The sequence below is a fragment of the Pseudorhodobacter turbinis genome (genome assembly GCF_005234135.1).
GTDB classification, from domain to species: Bacteria; Pseudomonadota; Alphaproteobacteria; order Rhodobacterales; family Rhodobacteraceae; genus Pseudorhodobacter; species Pseudorhodobacter turbinis.
This window is the reverse complement of sequence record NZ_CP039964.1, coordinates 2,150,602-2,173,608: the sequence shown is the minus strand read 5'-3', so window position 1 is coordinate 2,173,608 and position 23,007 is coordinate 2,150,602. Positions and strand designations below refer to the sequence as shown.

The following is a 23,007-nucleotide window of genomic DNA, read 5'->3' as shown; positions in this document are numbered from 1 at the left end:
ATCGCAAACGAATAAGGGGCACGGATTTGACCATGCCCCAACCAGAAATTTTATAAATCAACGACCTATAAGGCCCAGCGCTTAGCGAGCGACTACGGCACAGGCAGTCATATCATCAGCGTCATCTCTTTTCTTGAGCAAGAGCGCCAATGCAACAAACCCCATGGCCCCTATCGTGCCAACAACCGGATACAGCATCAGGGCCAGCCAAATCGGAAAACCTGCAACCAACGCAGCAATCATCGTACCTAATGCCAAGAGAATGCCTGCAAACAAAATGCCGATGATCATATCTTCTTCCTTTGCGTATCACGGTATTTCCGCCCGATCCGGGCCCACCATTTAGCCTGACACTTCATATCGTGTTTCGGCGTTGACCTAATTTGACCAAAGAATGCGGCAAGAGTCGGGCATAGATATAACCATGCTTGGGCTTTTTAGGGGTTTCGTAAGGGCCCCCCGCGCAATAAGTCAAAATCTATGACTGGTTTGGAACGGCATTATGCAATTCCAAGCTTAAACATCAGCCCTCCCGTTTCAGAAGGCGACGAAATGAAAATCGCTTATATTGTGAATACCTATCCGCGTGCGTCCCACACTTTTATCCGCCGAGAGCTTCAGGCCTTGGAACGGCGCGGCTTTGACATCCACCGTTTCGCAATGCGGTCCGAGCGCGACAGCCTGCTGGACCCTGCCGATCTGGCTGAGGATGACCGGACGGAGCATGTGCTGAAGACAGGCTTTGCGGGGCTAGTATGCTCTGCCCTGCGCTGGATGTTGCGGAAACCACGTCACAGCGCACAAGCCTTTGTGGCTGCTATGCGTTGCGGGGCGGCTGGGGCGGGCGGCACTCCGGGCACGGGCGGGCGCTTGCGGCATATGATTTACCTGGTAGAGGCCGCGCATGTGGCCCGCCGCTGCGCCAGTTTGGGCGTCACGCATATCCATGCCCATTTCGGCACCAACTCTGCCACCGTGGCGATGTTGGCGCGCCTTATGGATGGCCCAAGCTACAGCTTTACCGTTCATGGCCCCGAGGAGTTTGACGCACCGCTCGGGCTGTGTCTGGGTGAGAAAATGCAACATGCAGCGTTTACCGTGGCGATCAGCAGCTTTGGCCGCAGCCAGCTTTACCGTCGGGCGGCATTGGCCGATTGGGGCAAGCTTCATGTTGTTCATTGCGGGATTGAGCCAGAAAAATTTCCGACACCCTCGGCGCCCCCGAAAGGCGGGCCGCGCTTGGTCGCGATCGGGCGGCTGGCCGAACAAAAGGGCTTTTCGCTTTTGATTGAGGCGATGGCGCTTGCCGCCCCCACCAATCCCGACCTGCATCTAACCTTGGTCGGTGACGGCCCCCTCCGCCCCGAGATCGAGGCGATGATCGCCGCCAACCACCTTGAGACCCGCATCACGCTAGCCGGCTGGCAAGATGAGGCGGGTGTGCGTCAGGCCTTGGCCAATGCACAGGCCCTGATCCTGCCCTCCTTTGCCGAAGGTCTGCCGATGGTCGTGATGGAGGCGATGGCCGCCGGTCGCCCTGTGATCGCCACCGCAATTGCCGGCGTGCCAGAGCTGGTTGTCAGCGGCGAAACTGGCTGGCTTGTACCGGCCGGCGACGCGCAATATTTAGCCGAGGCAATGACAACACTGGCCCAGACCCCCCATACCGATCTGGTCGCCATGGGCACTGCTGCGCGCGCGCGGGTGTTGGAACGTCACGACATCAACACCGAGGCCGCCAAACTGGCCACGCTGATCGGGCAGGCCTAACGGCCGCGCGCCCATTCGCCGCCGCCCCGCCGCAGCCTCACGGCCAAGGACACGGCGGCATAGACAGCAAAGCCCAGCGGATCGGCCCCTGCGCGTTGCAACACACCGCGCAGGCCCATCTTCGGCTTGGCCTCCCGCTCCAGAATTTCGGGGTGAAGCGACGCGATTTGTGCAACACCTTGGTCCTGCCGCCGCCGCACACGCACCAGGGATTCAAACCCTTCGATCATCGGCCAGCGGTACGTCGCCGCGCAGCTTACGCGCTCATCCGGGCCGAATTGCAGGCGCACGAAGGTATCATCTGAAATCAAATCGGGGAATTCCCCCCAACGCGCACGCCCCGCCGCATTGACCGCAAAAAGCCCGTATCCCGGTGCATCACTTTGCGCGAAAGGCAGGGTTTGCCAAAACCGCGCATAGGCCCGCGTCACAGCCGATTGCGCCCGCGGAATAACCGCACGCCCCGAGGCATAGCGCGCGGCCTCGCCGGCCAAGGCCTGTGCGATCTGCGCCATCAGATCCGGGCTGACAATCACATCGGCATCAAGATACGCCCGCATATCCCCGCGCGCCTGCGCATCCCCTGCATTCAGCGCGCGGATCTTGCCGCCCTGCGCCAGATCAAGCACGGTAAAGCCCCATCCGGCGGCCTCGGCCTGCGCGGCATATGTGCCTGCACGGGCGGCGGTATCATCACGGCATCCGTTGGCCACAACGATCACCTCTGCCCCCCCCGGCACCGGCGTCGACGCAAGCAGCGCCTCAAGGCATGGCCCGATATAGGAGGCCTCGTTGCTTGCAGGCAGGATTATACTCAACATGTCTTGCATCCTTGTGCCAGCGCATCCCAGCGCGGGTTCTCATCGCCCAAGTGGCGCAAACCACCCCAGCTTCCCCATTTATTGGGGGTATATACATCTACGAAGGCGTTGAAAGGCGCGGGCGTCAGGTCGGCCCACCCCTCAATCAATTTCGCATAAAGCGCACCCATCTGCGGCGAATAGTTCAGGTGGTGGAAAAACGCCGTCACGTCCGCATCATTGATCAGCGCGCCATTCGCGACCACATGGGTTCCGCCTTCATACATCATCAGGGTCAGCCCCTCGGATTTCGCGACCGCCGCGTGATAGGGCCAGACATGACCCAGCAGGGCCACAAGCGTGTCCTCGGCCTGGCCCGAGACAAAGCCGTTTTCCAGCTCCATCGCGGCATTTTCCGTTGCCAAATCAAAGCGGTGGTTGGCGATATAGATGTCACGCGCAGCGCCTGTCAAGACTTGCGCGTCGGCCTGTTCGGTCGCGTATTGAAGGCTTTCGGCCAACCACTCCTTGAGCATCGGGGCCTTTTCATCGCTGCCCAAACCGCCTGCAAAATAGCCGGTGACGGCATATGCATCAAAGCTGTCTTTCGGGGGCCTGCGCCCTTCGGCGACCACCAGCGGCGCGTCGAGGATCTGCGCCTCCAACCCCAGCCAGCCGGTTTGCGTGGTGATGATCCGCGTCAACCGGTCTTGGGCCATCGCACCGAAAACATCCGCCCAGATATCGGCCACCTCGGCCGCGCGCAGCCCGTAGTATTGCACCCAGCAATCCTGCGCGCCCCAGCGGGCCTGACATTGCCGTTCGGCCCAAGCGGCGGTATCGAACTGCCAGTTCCAGACCTCATTGGAATATTCCACCTGCGCCTTGAGCCCCGGCGCCAACCCGTCACGAACCGCTATGGCATAGGCGCGGACCAGCGCATCCTCGGCTAGATGCGGGATGGTGAACCATGCATCCGCACGCAGCTCGTTTGCCAGCGCGATCATCACCTCGACGGGAACGCCGTTGATGGCCCAGCTGAAACCATAGGGTTTCGGACGGTCTTCCAGCTTTGCAAGGGTGGAATTGTTGGTATCCATCCAATCCATAAAACGCAGCCCCTTGGCGCCGCGAATACGGCCCAGCCAATCGGGGTTGAAAAGCGCACCTGCATCATAGGCGGCCAGATGCTCTTGCTTGACGACCGAGACCTGGCGGATCGGGTCATCTGCATTCTGCGCGATCAGGGTCAACATCACACTGCCAGGGCCGGGGCTGTAATCGAACTCTATGCGGCCGGGGGCTTCCTTTAGGACCGTGGCGCGTCCTTCAAGCCTCAAGCGCCCCCTGCCTTCATAGCGCACCACATAGCGCCCCGCGACCTTGCCTGCATTTTCAGGCAGGTCCGTCAGGATCAACGTCGACAGGCCCACCACTTCGGGCGGAAGCCGCACCGGCCAGCCGTTCGCATCAAGGTAACCGCCACCCCGCAGCGCCTCATATTCCATCCCGCCCCATTTACCGGGCAGATGCCCGACCCAAGGCCTCGCGGTTTTCATCACATCAAGGAATGGCTGCTGCACCGACCAATCGGCAACCTCCGCCAATCCCAGCGCAAGATGCGGGTTGGTGATCGGGCGCGGAGCCTCGGGCACAGGCGGGGCGGTGGTGACGGCTGCGGGCGCGGCTGCTCGGCCACCGCTTTGGGCCAGCGCCTCTATGCGGGCAACATCATCGGCCTGATAGCCGGACACCGCCTGCCACGCGATACGCTGGAACGCAGCCGCCTGTCCTGCAGAGATAACCGCCTGACGGCTTAGCCAATGACGGGTCAACTTGGGCGGAAGGCCTGTCGGATCCTTGCCCGTTATCACCGCTACATGCACCATCGCCAAAAAATAGAGCGCGCGTTCATCCGGGTGGAGATCATCGGAAAACAGCGCCTTGATGCTGTCGATACCCGCCACCTGTCCCGCCGCAATCGCATCGGCCAATTGCCCCATCGCCTGCCCCGCCGGAATAACCCGCACCAGCGGTGCGCCTTCTGGACGGATGGCATTGGCCTGTGCGGTCATCCCCTCCCACAGCGGCAAATCGGCAGTCAAACGTTCGCGCCATGGCACATTTGCGCCCGGATCACCTTCGACCACCGCGCCCGGCCCGCTTTGCAGGCTGGGCCATGTCTCATAGATATAGACTTGGGTATCGGGCCGCGCCTCCCACGCCAGCCCTGCGAATTTGGCAACATAGGCCGCGCTGTCGTTCCATTCGACATGGGCCGCCACCGGAACCGCCTCGGCCAGAACAAGCACCTTAGTGTTGCCCTTGGGCAGGATCGCACGGGCATCGCCACGTTCGCCCTCTTGGCTGTTATCCCATGAAAACCGCAGCGGCGCGCCGTTGATAACCTGCGATGCAACCTCCATCGGTTGCCCTTGCGCGCGCAGCCCCCCCTCTATCATCGGCGGCAAAGAGGGGCCGACAAGGCTGTGGCCCACAAACAGAATATCGGTCAGCAGCGTCAGAAATGACATCGGGCAAGCTTTCCTTTTGCAATCATACTACAAGACGCGCACCATCAGCCCGCAACCCCAGTAGAAGCATAGCGCGTGACAACCTGCCAGACCAGCCGTTGCAACGGCGCGACCGAGGCTTTGGGCAAAGGCACCGCAGGCTGTCCATCAGCGCGCAACAAGGCCCACGGCAACCCTTCGGGGCTTTGATGATAAAGCGTCGAAAAATGCGTAATTGCTATGATATACGCGCCCAGATCATTCAGGTGGATCGGGTCCACACCGCCCGCCGCATCGCGGGCGAACAGCTCGGTGCGGCGGGTCAAGCCCGGCAATTTTCCGCCTTCGATTGCGCGGATTACCGCCGCCAGAACCTGCCCCCCGGGGATAAGGTAAATGGTGCCAACGCCTTCTTGCGCCATGGCCACGCGCATCAGCGCATCCTGCCACGCGGCCGTCAAATCCCCATCAACCCGCGCAAGCCAGCCCTCGGGATCATCCAGCCGGTGCCATGTCTCATAGAGATAGACCCGCACATCGGGGTTGCCCGCCCGCGCCACCCGCGCCCAATGGGCCAAGGCCTGCGCGCTGTCGTGATAGCGGATGGCATCGCGGATCTCGACCATCTCGGTCAGGACCACGGCGTCATAGGCACCTGAGCCCAGCGCCTCTGTCGGGGCGCGGTGGTTGGGGTGGGTGTTTTCCTCGGCAAGCCCCGGAACATCGCCTTGCCTGTGCTGGTTCAGGCTGGCACCCCAGCCAAGCTGGCTGGCATGGGAATGCCCCGCCACCAGTTGATCCAGCATCACAGGCATATCCCGCCCCACAAGGCTGTGCCCCAGATGATAGACCGACATCCCCCCTTCGGGCGGATCAAGCGGCGTGGCATAGCGCGCGGCAAATGCGGCATCATCCAGTTTGCGCGCCCCCCGCGCCCGCCACAACCCAAACCCCGTGCCTGCCGCCAACAGCGCGCCGGCCCAGATAAGTTTACGTCTTTCCATATGTCGCCCTGCCCCGTTTTCCTCTGTCGTTTGGTTGCGAATATGCTATCTCTTATATCCAAAACCAAGCTGGGGGGCGCAATTGTTCGGTTTCCATATGCTACGCAACCGCAAGGGGCACGCACGCTATTACCGCGTTGATGTAGCCTATAACCTCTTTGGGGAATACTCGGTCTTGCGGGAGTGGGGATTGCCGGGCAAGCCGGGGGCAAGTTCCGGCAATCGCAAGATCACCTGGTTTTCCAACCTACGAGAGGCCTGCCTTGCGGCAGAGCATTTGCAATCCCGCGCATCGCGGCGCGGATACGCACAGACATTGGCAGACCAAGGGGGATTACAGTGACACATATATGGGTCCGCGCCGAGCAGCGCCCGAATGAGGAACGCACAGGCATCACCCCCGAAGGTGTGGCCGCCCTAATGGCTGCCGGTTTCACCGTCACCGTCGAGGAAAGCGATGTCCGCGCCATCCCCATCGACGGCTACCGCGCCACGGGATGTGAGATTGCACCGCAAAACACATGGCCCGATGCCCCGCGCGACGCGATCATCTTTGGCCTCAAGGAACTGCCCGAGGATGGCACCCCCCTGCACCACCGCCATATCCTTTTCGGTCACGCCTATAAGGGCCAGCCCTCGGGGCAAGACCTGCTGCGCCGCTTCAAGGCCGGGGGTGGCACGCTTTATGATATCGAATATCTGGTGGATGAGGCGGGGCGGCGTGTCGCGGCATTTGGCTATTGGGCGGGCTATGCCGGGGCGGCGGTGGCGCTGAAATGCTGGGCCGCACAGCAACGCGGCGGCATTGCGGGGCCGGTTACCACCTATGGCGGCAAGGATGCACTTTTGGCCGAATTACGCGGCGCGATTGCCACGGCCAACACCCTGCCAACTGCGCTGGTGATCGGTGCGCTTGGCCGTGTCGGGACGGGGGCGGCCGACCTGTGTGAGGCGCTCGGCCTGCAGGTCACCAAATGGGACATGGATGAGACCGCGCATGGCGGCCCCTTCCCCGAAGTGCTGGCGCATGAGATTTTCCTCAACTGCATCCTCGCGCGGCCCGGTTGTCCGGTGTTCGTGCCGCGATCGGCGCTGACAGCCACCCGCAAACTCTCGGTAATTGGCGATATTGCCTGCGATCCGACCTCGGACTTCTCACCTATCAAAGTCTATGACCGCACAACCGATTGGGACGCCCCCGCATTGCGTGTGGCGCAAGACCCTGTGCTGGATGTGACCGCAATCGACAACCTTCCCAGCATGTTGCCGGTTGAAAGCAGTCAGGATTTTGCCGGTCTGCTTTTGCCCTCATTGCTGACGCTGAACGATTTGACCAGCGGCGTCTGGGGGCGGGCGAAGGCGCTGTTTGATGACCACATCCAGCGCCTATAGTCGTTATTTGCGCGCAAACATCCCGTTAAAGACCGCATCCGGCAAGCACCGTGACAGGCGAACCAACCAGGATGACCCCGTTGGAACGCTGACCTTGAACCGCTCGGTCAGCATCAGCTCGAACATCTGCTGGGCGGCATCCTCAGCCTCCATCATAAAGGGCATGGCATCCCCACCCTGATTACCGCGGATGAAGCCGAGGTTGGCCAACTGCACCTCTATTCCGCTGCCACGCAAATCAGCGCGCAGCGTTTCGGCCATCGCCATGACACCGGCCTTGGACGCGCCGAACCCGTTCGTGCCCGGCACCCCGCGATAGCCCGCCAAAGATCCCGTCATGACCAGATGCCCCGCCCCGCGCGCAACCATTGCAGGCAGCACCGCGCCAACAACACGCGCACAACCGGTGAAGTTGGCGTTGCACATCGCCTCGACATGCTCGGCGTTCCACTCTTGCGCTTTCACCGGCCAATAGACCTCATCAAGGAAGACCACGCCGTCGACATCGCCCACTTCTGCTGCTGCACGGGCAACCGATGCGGTATCAGCCACATCCACGGTGACCGCATGCGCCTTGCCCGGCATCTGCGCCACAGCCTTTTCCAGCTGCACGTCAGAGCGGGAGGACAAGATCACCTCTGCCCCTGCGGTGCTGATCCGACGGGCCAGACCCAGTCCCAAACCTTCGCCTGCTCCGACGATCCAATAGCGTTTGCCTTGCCAATCCCTCATCCGAAAACCCTTTCATGCTTTGACGTCATGCTAGCGGGCCGATCCGCAACCTTGAACCCCTGAATTACAAAATTGCCGACATATACCCTGCGCAAATCCTGCAAATATCTGTCAAAGGTGATCCAATCGCGCAGACCGCCCGTATTGGGTGCATGTTAGATACAGCACCCTTTCAAAAATCAGATGCACATACCGCCACACGGCACTATGCTGTGACGGGCGCGGCGGTTCGCCTGCGCCAGAAAGGTAGATGTGTGTCACCCAAGACAGAACCAGAGGATTGGAGCGCGTTAATCCTGCGGGTTCGCGATGCGCAGGACAAGTCGGCCTTTGCCGCGTTGTTCCGGCATTTCGCCCCGCGCATCAAAGGTTTCTTGATGAAATCCGGCACCAGTGCCGCATTGGCAGAGGAATGCGCCCAAGACGTTATGGCAACCCTGTGGCAAAAAGCGCATTTGTTTGACCCTGCGCGCGCCTCGGCCGCGACGTGGATCTTTACAATCGCCCGCAACCGCCGCATTGACGCCCTGCGCAAGTCCCGCCGCCCCGAACCCGAAGACCTGACATGGGGACCAGAGGCAGAGCCAGACCAGCAAGAGGCGCTGGAGCTGAGCCAGGACACCGAACGTCTGGGTGAGGCGCTGGCCCTATTGCCGCAAAAACAGCGCGATCTGATTGAACGCGCCTATTTCGGCGACCTCTCGCATAGTGAAATTGCCGCTGAGACCGGCCTGCCGCTTGGCACCATCAAATCCCGTATTCGGCTGGCGCTGGAGCGTCTGCGCCACAAATTAAGCTGAAAGCATTCCCCAATGACAATTCGCCACCATATCACCGACCAGCTCCTGATGGGCTATTCTGCGGGTCAACTGCCAGAGGCGTTCAATCTGGTCGTGGCTGTGCATTTATCCCTGTGCGATGAATGTCGCGCACGGCTGGGGGCCTTTGATGCCATTGGCGGCGCCTTGATGGGGGAATGCGACAGCGTGGCGATGATGGACAGCAGTCTGACCGCAACATTGGACCGTCTGACACAAGCCACCCCCACGCCACGCCCGCGCAAGGGCTGCAAGGTTTTCCCCGCGCCACTGGTGGATTATGTCGGCGGCGATCTTGCGTCGGTCAAATGGCGGTCAATCGGGATGGGTGTGCGGCAGGCGATCTTGCCCACAGATGCAGGGGCCTCGGCCCGGCTGCTGTACATCCCTGCCGGTCAAAAGGTTGCCGATCACAGCCACCGCGGCATGGAATTGACGCTGGTGCTGCAAGGCGCCTTTCGCGACGAGACCGACCGCTTTGGCCCAGGTGACCTTGAGATTGCAAATGAGGAATTGAACCATCAACCCGTGGCCGAGGTTGGCCCCGATTGCATCTGCCTTGCCGCCACCGATGCGCCACTGCGGTTCAACGGGCTGCTGCCACGTCTGGCGCAACCCTTCTTACGAATTTGACGCGATCAGAAATCGACGGCAATCCCCTTCTTTTCCCAATCGCCATAGCGCACGGCCTCTGGTCCATCGCGCCCGCCCAGCTCTTTGGGCATGGCGGCGACCTTTTCATCGGCCTCTTGGCGGCGCGCTTCGGCCTCGTCCAAGGCGCGTTGGGCGGCGGCGGGGAGTTCGCGGTCTTTGTCGGGCATGGTCCGGCCTTCCTTGTCTGGGCAGTTGCTTTGATATAGGCCGCTTGAGACGGACAGACAACACGGGTGAAAATATGGCGGTCGATGGAACAACAGCACGCGGCGCGGCCTTGGCGCTTTTGGATGCGGTGCTGGAAGACGGCGCGCAATTGAGCCAGGCTTTGGAGGCTGACGGTAGCCCCATCGCGGGCCTGTCGCCATCTGATCGCGCCCGCGCGCAACGGCTTGTACTGACCACCCTGCGCCATATCGAGCAAGCCGATAAGGTCCTCAAGCCCTATCTGCGCAAATCGCCCCCCGCCTTGGTGCGAAACGTCTTGCGGCTGGGTGTGGTGGAGCTGGCGGTGGATGGATCGGCCGCGCATGGCGTGGTGAACGCGATGGTCGACCTAGTTCGCCACGGCAACCGCACGCAGCATATGACGGGGCTGGTCAATGCGGTGCTGCGCAAGGTGTCGGACATGCCCGAACCCTTTGCAAAAATGCCGCCGCAAAAAATGCCGCAATGGCTGCGTCAACCGCTTGTCCACCGCTGGGGACGTGATGTCGTATCGGCGATCGAGGCAGTGCAAGCACAAACCCCGCCGCTGGACCTGACCCCGAAATCAACCCCGCCGGAAATTGAGGGCGCAGCCGTCTTGCCCACCGGCAGTCTGCGAATCAGCCGATCGGTGCAGGTGTCCAACCTTCCCGGCTTTGAGACCGGCGATTGGTGGGTCCAAGATGCCGCCGCCGCCCTTGCCGCCCGCCTGCTGGATGCGCAGGACGGCGAGGAGGTGCTGGATCTTTGTGCCGCGCCGGGCGGTAAAACCCTGCAAATCGCGGCCACGGGGGCCAAGGTGACGGCGCTTGATATTTCATCCCCACGTCTGGCGCGGCTGCATGAAAACCTTGCGCGCACGGGGCTGTCGGCCAAGATCATTACCACCGACGCGCTGCATTGGACGCCCGATGCGCTTTATGATGCGGTGCTGCTGGATGCGCCTTGTTCGGCGACCGGCACCCTGCGTCGCCACCCTGATTTGCCCTTTGCCAAGGATGGCAGCGACATCCCTGAACTGGTGGAATTGCAAGCAGCCCTGATCGACCGCGCCCTCGGGTTCCTGAAGCCGGGCGGGCGGTTGGTATTTTGCACATGCTCGCTTTTGGCTGAGGAGGGCGAGGACCAATTGACCGCCGCCCTGTCCCGCCACCCCAACCTGACCGTAGAGGCCCCCACCCTTGCCGGAATCGCCCCCGAATGGATCACCGAAGGCGGCGGCCTGCGCCTGCGCCCCGATTACTGGGCCGAGACCGGCGGCATGGATGGGTTTTTCATGGCACGGCTGCGCACCCCGGCCACTTAAGGCGTCAATTTGCGGTGACAGCGCCGAGACACGCAGCTATGATCACCCCAAGCAGACCCAAAACCGGGCGCAGTGATCGAGTGGCAACCTACATGAGGCAATTTGGCTTACCCGCTTAAAGACGGGCTCGCAGCGCAGATAACGCGTTTGCAGAACCGGTTGGCCGCTCGGCGTGCACAGCATAGCCATGCCGTCACGGGATTCGTCTCACAACCCGAACCCCGCAGCATCGGCCTGTTCGCGCGGGGCAAACAGCTTACCATTGGCAACTACCTTCTGGCCGGCCATCTGATAGAGGCCCCCGGAAAACCGCTTTGGGATGCGCCCACGGCCGCGCCCGAGTTTTGGACAGAGGCGCATGGTTTTGTCTGGCTTGATGATCTGGCCGCGGTCGGGGACCCGATTGCCCGCAAGCGCGCCCAAGACTGGACATGGGACTGGATCACGCGGTTCGGCAAAGGCAACGGTCCGGGCTGGACCCCTGATGTCACCGGACGGCGCCTGATCCGCTGGATCCATCACGCGCTGTTTTTGCTTAGCGGGCGCAGCACGGCCGAGAGCCAAGCCTATTTCCACTCCCTTTCCGCACAAACCAGCTTTCTGTCGCATCGCTGGCAGGCCTCTGCCCCCGGCGTTCCACGATTTGAGGCGCTTACCGGGCTGATCTATGCCGGGCTTGCGCTAACAGGAATGGAGAACGAGGTGGAACCAGCGGTTGCCGCCCTCGCCCTTGAATGTGAGGCCGAGATTGACAAATTCGGCGGTCTATCCACCCGCAACCCCGAGGAATTGCTGAATGTTTTCACCCTTCTGACATGGGCCGCACAGGCGTTGGCCGAGGCAGGGCAAGCCGTCCCCCAAGCGCAGCGCGCCGCGATTGAACGGATCGCCCCCACCCTGCGCACCCTGCGCCATGCCGACGGATCGCTTGCGCGGTTCCACGGTGGCGGGCGTGGAATGGACGGGCGGCTGGACCATGCGCTTGCGGCCTCAGGGGTGAAGGCTGCTGTCGGCACCGGCCTTGCGATGGGGTTCTTACGGCTGACAGGGGCGCGCACATCGGTGATCATTGATGCGTCGGACCCACCGGCGGGGCGCGGGGCGGCAACGGCCCATGCCTCCACCCTTGCGTTTGAGATGACATCGGGACGGCGACCGGTGATCGTGAACTGCGGATCGGGGGCGCCCTTTGGGCCCGACTGGCTGCGCGCGGGTCGTGCCACGCCCAGCCATTCCACCCTGACGGTTGAGGGGTACTCCTCCAGCCGGTTGAACCGTGGCACCCCCGAGGTGCTGGCCGACCGCGCCCATGTCACCCGCACCCGCCCGCGAGAAACCGCCGATGGCCATGCCCTGCGCTTTGCCCATAATGGCTGGGTCGCGACCCACGGGCTCACACATGCGCGGCTTTTGCTTTTGTCGCATGACGGGCGGCATATGGGCGGGCAGGATGAATTGCGCGCCATGTCTGACAGCGACCGCGCACAGCTTGCCCGCGTCCAAAAGCGCGACCCGAACGGCGAGGTTCGCTTTTCCATCCGGTTTCACCTGCACCCCGATGTGGATGCCGCGATTGACCTTGGCGGCAATGCGGTATCGCTTGCCCTCAAAAGCGGCGAGATCTGGATTTTCCGCCATACCGGCGCAAATGACCTGTCGGTGGAGCCTTCGGTTTATCTAGAAAAAGGCCGTTTGAACCCGCGTGCGTCAAAACAAATCGTACTTTCCGGCCATGTTGGCAGCTTTGATGCCGTGATTGGCTGGACCTTGGCCAAAGCACAGGATACTCCGCTGGCCATCCGCGATCTGGAACGAGACGATGTTCCGGGCGTGATCTGACCCCAAGCTGCCAAAAGGTATTTATCCATGACCGCTGATCTTGTTCCCGTAAAACGCGCGCTTTTGTCTGTCTCCGACAAGACCGGGCTTATCGACCTTGGCCGCGCGTTGGCGCAGTTGGGGGTAGAGCTGCTTTCCACCGGCGGATCGGCGGCGGCACTGCGCAAGGCGGGGCTTGAGGTGCGCGATGTCGCCGATGTCACCGGCTTTCCCGAGATGATGGACGGGCGGGTAAAAACCCTGCATCCGATGGTTCATGGCGGATTGCTGGCACTGCGCGACAACGCCGACCATGTGGCCGCAATGGAAACCCATGACATCGCGCCGATCGATTTGCTGGTTGTGAACCTTTATCCCTTTGAGGCGACCGTGGCGGCGGGTGCCGATTATGACACCTGCATCGAGAATATCGATATCGGCGGCCCTGCGATGATCCGGGCCGCATCGAAAAACCACCGTTTTGTGAATGTGGTGACCGACCCCGAGGATTACGCGGCTTTGCTGGCGGAACTCGCCGCCAATGATGGTGCCACAAGTTACGCGTTCCGTCAGCGTTTGTCGCAAACAGCCTACGGGCGCACTGCGGCTTATGATGCGGCTGTTTCCAACTGGATGGCGGGCGCGCTTGAAATGCCCGCGCCGCGCCGCCGCGCCTTTGCGGGCACATTGGCACAAACCCTGCGTTACGGTGAAAACCCGCATCAAGGGGCTGCATTCTATACCGATGGGACCAACCGCCCCGGCGTGGCAACCGCCAAGCAATGGCAGGGTAAAGAGCTTTCCTATAACAACATCAACGACACGGATGCGGCCTTTGAACTGGTTGCGGAATTTGCCAACAGCGGACCTGCCTGCGCGATCATCAAACACGCCAACCCTTGCGGCGTCGCAACCGGCGCGACCTTGGCCGAGGCCTACGCCCGCGCCTTCGATTGCGACCGTACATCTGCATTTGGCGGAATTATCGCGCTGAACCAATTGCTTGACGGACCAACCGCCGAAAAGATCGTTGAGATTTTTACCGAGGTCGTCATCGCCCCCGATGCCAATGATGATGCGCGTGCGGTCTTTGCCGCCAAGAAAAACCTGCGTTTGCTGACCACCGGCACTTTGCCTGATGCGGCCACCGCTGGCCTTGCCTTCCGGCAGGTTGCGGGCGGGTTTTTGGTGCAGGACCGTGATGCGGCCAATGTGACGATGGATGATCTGCGCGTGGTGACCAAACGCGCGCCCTCGGATGCCGAGATGCGCGATTTGTTGATGGCGTGGACGGTGGCAAAACACGTCAAATCCAACGCAATCATCTATGTCAAAGACGGCGCAACGGTCGGCGTTGGTGCAGGCCAGATGAGCCGCGTCGACAGCACGCGTATCGCCGCCCGCAAGGCACAGGACATGGCCGAGGCGATGGGGCTTTCCTCACCTTTGACCATCGGTTCGGTTGTGGCGTCAGATGCGTTCTTCCCCTTTGCCGATGGGCTGATCACCGCCGCCGAGGCAGGTGCCACGGCCATCATCCAGCCCGGCGGGTCGATGCGTGATGATGAGGTGATTGCCGCCGCCGATGCCGCAGGCCTTGCCATGGTCTTTACCGGCCAGCGCCATTTCCGGCACTGATATGCGCATTTTCTGGGCGGCCTTGGTGATATTCGTATTGGATCAGGCCAGTAAACTGGCCGTGGTATTTGGTCTCAACCTGCGTGAGGTTGGGTATATCGATATCTGGCCGCCCTATCTGACCTTTCGCATGGCGTGGAACAAAGGCGTGAATTTCGGCCTGTTTGCCCATAATTCCGACGTGATGCGCTGGGTTTTGATCGTGGTGTCGCTTGCGATCACCGCTTGGGTCTGGCGCTGGGTATCGCGCAGCAAACAGACAAAGATGGCGCAAATCTCAGCCGGAATTTTAATCGGCGGCGCTTTGGGCAATGTGATCGACAGGCTGGTTTACGGGGCCGTGGCGGACTTTTTGAATATGTCTTGCTGCGGGCTGGAAAACCCTTATGCGTTCAATGTGGCAGACATCGCGATCTTTGCCGGCGCGGCGGGGCTTGTTCTTTTCGCCGCCGATAGCAAGGGAAAGGCGCGAAAGACCCCGTGACGCGCCGATTACTTTCGGCTAAACATGGGCAACCTAAGTGAAGGAGGCGGAGATGCTTGCAAAAAAAGGGGCCGTGGCGCTTGCCGCGATTGCGATGCTTATTTCTGCCTGCAGTGGCGGAGAGCCGCGCTTGATGAACCTGCAAGCCTCTGGCAACGGGCCGGATGAATTTGCGATTCTGCCGCCCAAACCGTTGCAAATGCCCGAAGACCTGGCAGCCCTGCCCGAACCCACGGTCGGCGGCAGCAACCTGAGCGACCCCACCCCCGAGGCCGATGCAGTTGCCGCCCTTGGTGGGCGTTTGCGTACCGGCACGGGTGTTCCCGCAGGGGATAGCGCCTTGGTCAACCACGCCGGGCGTTACGGTACATCTGCCGCAATCCGGCCAGAGCTGGCCTCTGCCGATCTTGAACACCGCCGCGACAACAAAGGCCGGGTGATGGAGCGTCTCTTTAACGTGAACGTCTATTACAAGGCCTACGAGGAGCAATCGCTTGACCAACATGCCGAATTGGCACGCTGGCGCGCCCGCGGTGTCCGCAACGTTTCGGCCCCTCCGGCGCAAGACGGCGAATAGCCCCTCGGCATCACATCCGCGCGAAGAAGGCTTGACCCTGCGCCTTGGGCAGTTAGGTGTAATACCGCACACCAAACGGAGTATTGCCGATGTTGCGTAGCCTGTTGCTGCCCCTCGTTTTCGCGGCCATGTCAGCGACCTCGGCGCTTGCCGATAAAGTGACCACATTCACACTGGATAACGGGCTGGAGGCGGTGGTTATCGAAGATCATCGCGCACCCGTTGTCACCCATATGCTGTGGTACAAAATCGGCTCTGCCGACGAAGCGCCCGGCAAATCCGGCATTGCGCATTTTCTGGAACACCTGATGTTCAAGGGCACCGACACCGTTGCCCCCGGTGAATTTTCCGCCACGGTCGAGGCACAGGGCGGCAATGACAACGCCTTCACCTCTTATGATTATACCGCCTATTATCAACGTGTTGCAGCCGACCGCCTGGACCTGATGATGAAGATGGAGGCCGACCGCATGCGCGGTTTGGTTCTGTCCGAACAGGATGTCAAAACCGAGCGCGCCGTAATCATCGAGGAACGCGCACAGCGCACCGACAGCGACCCCGGATCTCTTTTTGGCGAGCAACGCCGCGCGGCACAATACCTCAACCACCCCTACGGCACGCCGGTTATCGGCTGGAAACATGAGGCAGAGGCCCTGACCCGCGAAGATGCGCTGGCATTTTACCGCACCTATTATGCGCCGAATAACGCCGTTCTGATCGTCGCCGGTGACGTAACCCCCGAAGAGGTCAAGGCGATGGCCGAAACCCATTACGGCCCGTTGCCCCCCACCCCCGATCTTGCACCGCGCCTGCGCCCGACAGAGCCGCCGCAACTGGCGGAACGCAGGCTTGCCATGTCGGACGATCGCGTGGCCCAACCCTATATGATCCGCACCTATCTGGCCCCCGAACGCGACAGCGGCGCACAGCAGGACGCCGCCGCCCTTAGCGTGCTGGCCGAGCTTTTGGGCGGCAGCGGCACCACCTCCGTCATGGCGCAGGCCTTGCAGTTCGGTGAGGCGCCCAAAGCCGTTTACAGCAGTGCGTTTTATTCCGGCCTCTCGCTGGATGTGACCAATTTCGGCGTTGTGGCCGTGCCAACGCCCGGCACTTCGTTGACCGAACTGGAAAGTGCCGTTGACGATGTGATCGCGCAGTTTCTAGAGGACGGCGTGGACCCCGACGCCTTTGCCCGCATCAAACGCCAGCTTCGCGCGGATGAGATTTACGCCCGCGACAACGTCGAAGGCTTGGCGCGCAACTACGGCACCGCCTTGACCAGCGGCCTGACTGTGGCGGATGTGCAGGCTTGGCCCGATATTTTGCAAGCCGTCACGCCAGAGCAGGTGATGGAGGCCGCGCAAAAGGTTTTCGACCGCAAAAACGCGGTGACAGGCTGGCTGGAACGCAGCGATGATCCCCAGACAGAGGTGGCACAATGATGATGCGCTTTTTCTTTGCGGCCTTTCTGGCCCTGTCTTTGCCCGCCCATGCAGAGCTGCCGATCCAAAAAGTCACCTCCCCCGGTGGCATCACTGCATGGCTGATCGAGGATCATGAGATCCCCTTCACCGCGCTGGAGATCAGGATGCGCGGCGGCACCTCGCTTGATCCGGTGGAACAACGCGGCGTGGTCAACCTTATGACAGCCTTGCTTGAGGAAGGTGCCGGCGATCTGGATGCCCAAGGCTTTGCCAATGCCCGCGATTCGCTGGCCGCCTCGTTCAGCTTTCAGGCGTGGGATGATAGCGTCAGCATCTCTGCCCAATTCCTGACCGAGAACCAGGAAAAGGCCATCGACCTGCTGCACCTTGCCCTGACCCAACCCCGTTTTGACGCCGATGCCGTCGAACGGGTGCGCGGGCAGGTGCTTTCCAACATCCGCTCCGACGTGAAGAACCCCGATAGCATCGCCTCAAAACGGTTCAACATGCTTGCTTACGGCGACCATGCCTATGGCCGTTCCGGCGGCGGCACCGAGCAAAGCGTGGCCGGCCTAAGCCGCGCCGATCTCCAAGCTGCATTTGAGGCCGCAATCACCAAAGAGCATCTTTATGTTGCCGCCACGGGCGACATCTCTGCGGCTGATCTTGGTGCGCTTTTGGACAAGCTTTTGGGTGATTTGCCTGCCAAAGGCGCGCCACTGCCCGAACGTGCCGACTGGGCCTTGCAAGGCGGCGAAACCGTCGTGGAATTTCCCGGCCCGCAATCGGTCATCCATTTTGGCCAACAGGGCATCAAACGCGACGATCCTGATTTTTTCGCAGCCTATATCCTGAATGAGGTTCTGGGTGGCGGTCGGTTTAGCGCCCGCCTGATGACAGAGGTGCGCGACAAACGCGGGCTAACCTATGGCATCAGCACCCATCTCGCCGATAAAGACTACGCCGAGGTGCTTGCAGGCCGTTTCTCCAGCGCCAATGCCACAGCGCTTGAGGCGGTCGAGATCGTGCGCGCCGAATGGGCCCGCGCCGCAAATGAAGGTATCACCGCGGAGGAATTGGCGAAAACCAAGACCTATCTGACCGGCTCTTATCCGCTGCGGTTCAGCGGCAATTCCCAGATCGCAGGGATTTTGGTTGGCATGCAAATGGACGGTATGCCCATTGATTATGCCACCACGCGCAACGCCAGGATTGAGGCCGTCACGCTGGAAGATGTCGCAAAGGTCGCAAAGCGGCTTCTGCGCCCCGAGGATCTGCATTTCGTGATCGTCGGGCAGCCGGAAACCACGCCCTAAAAACGGTGGATAACCCATGGCAAGCAGTGGCCTCAACCCTTGGGTCATGCTAAAACTGGTGTCATGAATGAACCATACCGCAACATAAGCGCACCACCGCGCGCCATCATTCGTCAGTTGGACGAATCGGCCATCAACCGTATCGCTGCGGGGGAGGTGGTTGAGCGCCCCGCCTCGGCCGTGAAAGAGCTGGTAGAAAACGCGCTGGATGCGGGCGCACGGCGCATCGCGATCGACTATGCCGATGGCGGCAAAACCCTGATCCGCATCACCGATGATGGCTGCGGTATGACGGGGGCGGACTTGCCTTTGGCCCTGTCACGCCATGCCACATCCAAGATTGACGGCAGTGATCTGCTCAACATCCACTCCTTCGGGTTTCGCGGTGAGGCATTGCCATCTTTGGGGGCTGTCGGGCGGTTGACCATCACCTCACGTACCGCTGACGGCGACGGGATGATGATCGCAGTTTCCGGTGGCCGGATGGAGACGCCCCGCCCTGCCCCCATCACCATCGGCACCGTGGTAGAGCTGCGCGATCTGTTTTACGCCACGCCTGCCCGCCTGAAATTCATGCGCTCGGACCGTGCCGAGGCGATGGCCATTGCCGATGTTATCAAACGGCTGGCCTTGGCTGAACCCGAGGTCGGCTTCACCCTGCGCGATGTGTCAAACGGCGATGCACGGATGATGTTTCGCGCCGATCCTGTCTCGGGCGACTTCTTTGATGCGCTTCACGGGCGGGTTGCATCGGTTCTGGGCCGCGATTTTGCCGATAACGCGATGCGCGTTGATGCCCCGCGTGAGGACTTGCGGCTAATCGGTTATGCCGCACTGCCCACCTATTCACGCGGCTCCTCGGCGGCGCAATATCTGTTTGTGAACGGCCGTCCTGTACAGGATCGCATGCTCTATGGGGCTCTGCGCGCCGCCTATATGGATGTGCTCAGTCGTGATCGTCATCCCGCCGCCGTGCTGAATATCGAATGCGATTCGCATCTGGTTGATGTGAACGTGCATCCCGCAAAATCCGAGGTCCGCTTTCGCGATCCGGCGCTTGCGCGTGGGCTTATCGTGTCGTCGCTTCGTCATGCGCTGGCCGAGGCCGGGCATCGCGCCTCCTCAACCGTGGGGGCCGAAACGCTTGCCGCATTTCAGCCGGAACCGAACGCAACCGCACGGGTTTATCAGATGGAGCGTCCATCGGCTGGGGCGATCCGTCATTCGCTGGCCTATCAGGCCCCCGAACAGGATATGGGCTTTGCCGAAAGCCCCTCTGCCCGTTTTGAGGAGCCCGCACCCCAAGAAATAGCGCGTCCCTTGGGCGCCGCCCGCGCGCAGGTCCATGAAAACTACATCATCGCGCAGACCGAAAATGGTATGGTCATCGTCGACCAGCACGCCGCCCATGAACGGCTGGTTTATGAGCGCCTGAAAGCGCAGCGGGATGATAATGGTATCGCCACCCAAGCGTTGCTTATCCCTGAAATCATTGACCTTTCGGCCAGTGATTGCGCAAGGCTGATGGAGGCCGCACCTGCACTGGCCCAGCTTGGCCTTACGATTGAGGCCTTTGGCGGCAGCGCGATTGCGGTACGCGAAACGCCAGCGATCCTTGGCCGTGTTGATGCCAGCGCCCTGCTGCGCGATATTCTGGATGATCTGGCGGACATCGGAAGCTCTGACCGCTTGCAAGCGCGGATGGATGCGGTTTTGTCCAGCATGGCCTGCCACGGGTCCATCCGCTCTGGCCGTCAGATGCGCGCCGAGGAAATGAATGCGTTGCTGCGGGAAATGGAGGCAACCCCCTTGTCGGGCCAATGCAACCACGGACGCCCCACTTATGTCGAATTGAAGCTGGCCGATATTGAAAAGCTGTTCGGACGCAGATGATTGAAATCGCAGGACAAATATATCACTGGAATGATCCGCTAATCTTGTTGATTGGCGGCGGCCTTGCTGTTGTTCTGGCGTTTTTCCTGCTGATCCTGCGCGCCTTGGGGCAATCGGCCAAAGCAACAGAACCCCTGATGCGGGAAATGGGCTGGCTTGGCCAGCGGGTGCAGCATCTGTCCGAGGGGCAGGAACGGCTGGCCGGCGGGCTGCACCATGTTTCCGAGACCCAGACCCATTCCCAAACGGCAATGCTGCAAATGATGGAAAAGCGGCTGATGGAGGTGCAACGCGGCATGACCGAAAGCCTGCACGGCACATCAACCCGCACGGCGCGCAGTTTGGGCGAGTTGCAGCAACGGCTGGAAACCATCGACAAGGCGCAGGCCAATATCGAAAAGCTCTCTGGCAATGTATTGGGGTTGCAGGATATTTTGTCCAACAAGCAAACCCGCGGCGCATTTGGGGAAATCCAGCTGAATGACATCGTGCGCAAGGCGCTGCCTGCCGATGCCTATTCGATGCAGGCCACGCTCTCAAACGGGAAGCGGGCCGATTGCCTGATCCATCTGCCCAATCCGCCCGGCCCGATTGTCATCGACAGCAAGTTCCCGCTGGAGGCCTATGAGGCCCTGCGCCGCGCTCAGACCCCCGCCGAGCAACTGGACGCCGCGCGACAAATGCGCGTGTCGGTGAAGGCGCATATCAAGGCGATCTCGGAGAAATATATCCTTGATGGGGAAACCGCCGATGGCGCGTTGATGTTCCTGCCCTCCGAGGCGGTCTATGCCGAGTTGCACGCCAATTTCCCCGAACTGGTGCGCGACGGCTTTGATGCAAAGGTTTGGATTGTATCCCCCACCACCTGCATGGCGACCCTGAATACCATGCGCGCCGTGCTGAAAGATGCCCGGATGCGCGAACAGGCCGGTGCGATTCGTGCGACATTGCGCCTGCTGCACCGCGATGTGGAGCTTGTCGTGAACCGCGTCGATAAGTTGAATACCCATTTCAACCAAGCCCGCGCCGACCTTGACGGGATCAGCACCGCCGCTGAGCGTGCTGGAAAACGCGCCGCCAAGCTGGATAATTTCGACTTTGAAGAGCTTTCCCCAGATCCGATACCCGGCCCCGATCTTATCGGTACCCAAAAGACAGAGTAAGCACAGATGACCCGCCACCTGACCCGCGCCGATTATACCGAAATGCCTTGGGCGAATGGCCAGGGAACAACCATTGAGATTTGGCGCGAGGCCGATGAAAGCGGTTTGCGCTGGCGGTTCTCTATGGCGACGGTTGCCAAGGATGGCCCGTTTTCGCAGTTCCCGGATATTGAGCGTAACTTGACCGTGATTGATGGTCCCGGCTTCAATCTTGTCGGAGATAGCCATTTTCGCGCCGGCTTTTTGAAACCGGTCGCCTTTCCCGGTGATGTACCACTCTCGGCACAGGATGTCTCAGAGGCAGCAGTGGATTTCAATGTGATGACCCACCGCAGCTTGCCAAAGCCGGTCGTCGAAGTGTTCGAAAACACCACCCTGACCCCGTGCCCCGATGCCACGCTTTGCCTCTTTGCCTTGGGCGCGGTGCAATATGGGGATATCACACTTGCGCGCCATGACTTTCTAATCGGCGCCCCCGCCGCAATCCTTCACGGGGCACCGGTTCTGGCCATTCAACTGTTTGAACAGCCGCAATAGCGCTACCGCTTTGCTCCCCAACTGATTGAGGCATGCTTGCGCGTGAAGTTTTCCGCCATCAACCCGATCACGAAGACCACCAAAGTCACTTTCAGCGGGTACTCCCAATTGCTGTAGTGGGGGTGGTAATTCAAAAAGGTAAAGCCGCGCCCTTGGTCAATTGTATGAAACAACGGGTTCCAATCAAAAAAAGCAAGTTTTGACGTGGGCATCGTATTTGCAACAAACATCTTGCCACTCGCGATCATATTGGCGCGTTGATAAAGCTGCGTGATAATCCCGACCGCATCGGGTTGCCACGGCTTTAGCGCAAGCAACAACGTCCCGAGCGCTGCCCCACTGCTCCATGATAAAAGCAGCATCCCGAGGACACCGGGCAGATTGTGAAAGCTGATCGGGCTGAAAGCCGCATGATATATATAGAGCACCACAATTGCCGAAAGAAGCTGTGTATAGAGGCTTGCCAGCGCAGCTGATGCAATAGCCACAAAGGTATTCATCGGCGCATGCTTCATCATCGCAGAGGTCGGGCCTTCACATCCCGCAACAGCCCCCAACGCTTTGATATGCGTCATGAACATAAATATGCCCGACATCACGTATAAAAGATAATCCCCGCGGATCGCCATGCCGCGCATGCCCAGCAATTGGAACAACAAAAAGAACACTGCAACCAGCATGACCGTTTGAAAGATATTCAACAGCAACCCGATGATCGGATTGCCGTGGTTCTTGCGAACGGATCGGACAGCGGCATGAAAGATCAACTCCATCATACCAAGGCCCGTAAGCATCGGGCCCTTTCGGGCCTCGCGTTGGAACATTCTTGCTATTACCTCTGCTCTTGGTGGTTCGCTATTAATTATGGTGGGGAAAACTTGCTGATACCTTAAACCCGTATGATAAGGAGGAACAATATTTTTGGCAATCATGCCAGGATCCGTGTGAAATGGAGAGCAGA

The 23,007-nt window shown here is 60.6% G+C and carries 22 protein-coding genes; 15 read left to right on the top strand and 7 right to left on the bottom strand.

Features of this window, described 5'->3' with window-relative positions; genetic code table 11:
- Window positions 1–81: 81 nt before the first annotated feature.
- Complete coding sequence (locus EOK75_RS10470) at window positions 82–291, bottom strand: hypothetical protein (RefSeq protein WP_137193901.1); 210 nt, start codon at window positions 289–291, stop codon at window positions 82–84.
- Window positions 292–552: 261 nt separating this feature from the next.
- Between EOK75_RS10470 and EOK75_RS10465 the strand changes: the two genes are divergently transcribed.
- On the top strand, window positions 553–1,770 hold the full coding sequence (locus EOK75_RS10465; protein WP_137193900.1) for a glycosyltransferase: 1,218 nt from the start codon (window positions 553–555) through the stop codon (window positions 1,768–1,770).
- Here the strand turns inward: EOK75_RS10465 and EOK75_RS10460 are convergent.
- Genes EOK75_RS10460 through EOK75_RS10450 form a run of 3 tightly spaced genes read right to left on the bottom strand, consistent with a single transcriptional unit; the run spans window position 1,767 to window position 6,087 of the window.
- Entirely contained in the window at window positions 1,767–2,591 is an 825-nt protein-coding gene (locus EOK75_RS10460) for a glycosyltransferase family 2 protein (protein WP_137193899.1), read from the bottom strand. The genes EOK75_RS10465 and EOK75_RS10460 overlap by 4 nt on opposite strands.
- Entirely contained in the window at window positions 2,585–5,104 is a 2,520-nt protein-coding gene (locus tag EOK75_RS10455; protein ID WP_137193898.1) for a hypothetical protein, read from the bottom strand. The genes EOK75_RS10460 and EOK75_RS10455 overlap by 7 nt, the downstream gene beginning before the upstream one ends.
- Before the next feature lie 44 nt (window positions 5,105–5,148).
- Window positions 5,149–6,087, bottom strand: coding sequence for a hypothetical protein (locus tag EOK75_RS10450; protein WP_137193897.1), 939 nt, complete (start codon window positions 6,085–6,087; stop codon window positions 5,149–5,151).
- Window positions 6,088–6,184: 97 nt separating this feature from the next.
- On the opposite strand from EOK75_RS10450, the gene EOK75_RS10445 reads away from it, so the two are divergent.
- Window positions 6,185–6,430, top strand: coding sequence for a WGR domain-containing protein (locus EOK75_RS10445; RefSeq protein ID WP_137193896.1), 246 nt, complete (start codon window positions 6,185–6,187; stop codon window positions 6,428–6,430).
- The gene (locus EOK75_RS10440; RefSeq protein WP_137193895.1) at window positions 6,427–7,479 is read left to right on the top strand and encodes a saccharopine dehydrogenase; all 1,053 of its coding nucleotides are present in this window, start codon (window positions 6,427–6,429) and stop codon (window positions 7,477–7,479) included. The genes EOK75_RS10445 and EOK75_RS10440 overlap by 4 nt, the downstream gene beginning before the upstream one ends.
- A 3-nt stretch (window positions 7,480–7,482) precedes the next feature.
- Here the strand turns inward: EOK75_RS10440 and EOK75_RS10435 are convergent, their stop codons facing one another.
- Entirely contained in the window at window positions 7,483–8,211 is a 729-nt protein-coding gene (locus EOK75_RS10435) for an SDR family NAD(P)-dependent oxidoreductase (protein ID WP_137193894.1), read from the bottom strand.
- Window positions 8,212–8,465: 254 nt separating this feature from the next.
- Between EOK75_RS10435 and EOK75_RS10430 the strand changes: the two genes are divergently transcribed.
- Complete coding sequence (locus tag EOK75_RS10430) at window positions 8,466–9,011, top strand: sigma-70 family RNA polymerase sigma factor (protein WP_205965449.1); 546 nt, start codon at window positions 8,466–8,468, stop codon at window positions 9,009–9,011.
- A gap of 12 nt (window positions 9,012–9,023) precedes the next feature.
- Window positions 9,024–9,662, top strand: coding sequence for a ChrR family anti-sigma-E factor (locus tag EOK75_RS10425; RefSeq protein ID WP_137193892.1), 639 nt, complete (start codon window positions 9,024–9,026; stop codon window positions 9,660–9,662).
- 5 nt (window positions 9,663–9,667) lie between these two features.
- On the opposite strand, the gene EOK75_RS10420 is transcribed toward EOK75_RS10425, so the two are convergent.
- The gene (locus tag EOK75_RS10420; protein ID WP_137193891.1) at window positions 9,668–9,850 is read right to left on the bottom strand and encodes a DUF1674 domain-containing protein; all 183 of its coding nucleotides are present in this window, start codon (window positions 9,848–9,850) and stop codon (window positions 9,668–9,670) included.
- Window positions 9,851–9,924: 74 nt separating this feature from the next.
- Here EOK75_RS10420 and EOK75_RS10415 point away from each other — a divergent pair, with 74 nt between their 5' ends.
- The 10 genes from EOK75_RS10415 (at window position 9,925) to EOK75_RS10370 (ending at window position 22,046) form a co-directional block, all read left to right on the top strand.
- Window positions 9,925–11,196, top strand: a complete 1,272-nt coding sequence (locus tag EOK75_RS10415; RefSeq protein ID WP_137194368.1) for an RsmB/NOP family class I SAM-dependent RNA methyltransferase — start codon at window positions 9,925–9,927, stop codon at window positions 11,194–11,196.
- 102 nt (window positions 11,197–11,298) lie between these two features.
- On the top strand, window positions 11,299–13,035 hold the full coding sequence (locus EOK75_RS10410; RefSeq protein ID WP_137193890.1) for a heparinase II/III family protein: 1,737 nt from the start codon (window positions 11,299–11,301) through the stop codon (window positions 13,033–13,035).
- A 27-nt stretch (window positions 13,036–13,062) separates the two neighbouring features.
- Window positions 13,063–14,652, top strand: a complete 1,590-nt coding sequence (gene purH / locus EOK75_RS10405; protein ID WP_137193889.1) for a bifunctional phosphoribosylaminoimidazolecarboxamide formyltransferase/IMP cyclohydrolase — start codon at window positions 13,063–13,065, stop codon at window positions 14,650–14,652.
- Between the two features lies 1 nt (window position 14,653).
- Complete coding sequence (gene lspA, locus EOK75_RS10400; protein ID WP_137193888.1) at window positions 14,654–15,136, top strand: signal peptidase II; 483 nt, start codon at window positions 14,654–14,656, stop codon at window positions 15,134–15,136.
- Between the two features lie 52 nt (window positions 15,137–15,188).
- Complete coding sequence (locus EOK75_RS10395; RefSeq protein WP_137193887.1) at window positions 15,189–15,713, top strand: DUF3035 domain-containing protein; 525 nt, start codon at window positions 15,189–15,191, stop codon at window positions 15,711–15,713.
- A gap of 89 nt (window positions 15,714–15,802) precedes the next feature.
- The gene (locus tag EOK75_RS10390) at window positions 15,803–17,155 is read left to right on the top strand and encodes a M16 family metallopeptidase (protein WP_137193886.1); all 1,353 of its coding nucleotides are present in this window, start codon (window positions 15,803–15,805) and stop codon (window positions 17,153–17,155) included.
- Window positions 17,155–18,453 carry a M16 family metallopeptidase gene (locus EOK75_RS10385; RefSeq protein WP_420821930.1) on the top strand — a complete coding sequence of 433 codons (1,299 nt, stop codon included), beginning with the start codon at window positions 17,155–17,157 and terminating at the stop codon, window positions 18,451–18,453. Before EOK75_RS10390 ends, EOK75_RS10385 begins: the two co-directional genes overlap by 1 nt.
- 63 nt (window positions 18,454–18,516) lie before the next feature.
- Window positions 18,517–20,346 carry a DNA mismatch repair endonuclease MutL gene (gene mutL, locus EOK75_RS10380; RefSeq protein ID WP_137193884.1) on the top strand — a complete coding sequence of 610 codons (1,830 nt, stop codon included), beginning with the start codon at window positions 18,517–18,519 and terminating at the stop codon, window positions 20,344–20,346.
- Window positions 20,343–21,509, top strand: coding sequence for a DNA recombination protein RmuC (locus EOK75_RS10375; RefSeq protein WP_137193883.1), 1,167 nt, complete (start codon window positions 20,343–20,345; stop codon window positions 21,507–21,509). The genes mutL and EOK75_RS10375 overlap by 4 nt, the downstream gene beginning before the upstream one ends.
- Window positions 21,510–21,515: 6 nt before the next feature.
- Window positions 21,516–22,046, top strand: coding sequence for a HutD/Ves family protein (locus EOK75_RS10370; protein WP_137193882.1), 531 nt, complete (start codon window positions 21,516–21,518; stop codon window positions 22,044–22,046).
- A 2-nt stretch (window positions 22,047–22,048) separates the two neighbouring features.
- On the opposite strand, the gene EOK75_RS10365 is transcribed toward EOK75_RS10370, so the two are convergent.
- Complete coding sequence (locus tag EOK75_RS10365) at window positions 22,049–22,978, bottom strand: ABC transporter permease (protein WP_420821909.1); 930 nt, start codon at window positions 22,976–22,978, stop codon at window positions 22,049–22,051.
- Between the last annotated feature and the right edge of the window lie 29 nt (window positions 22,979–23,007).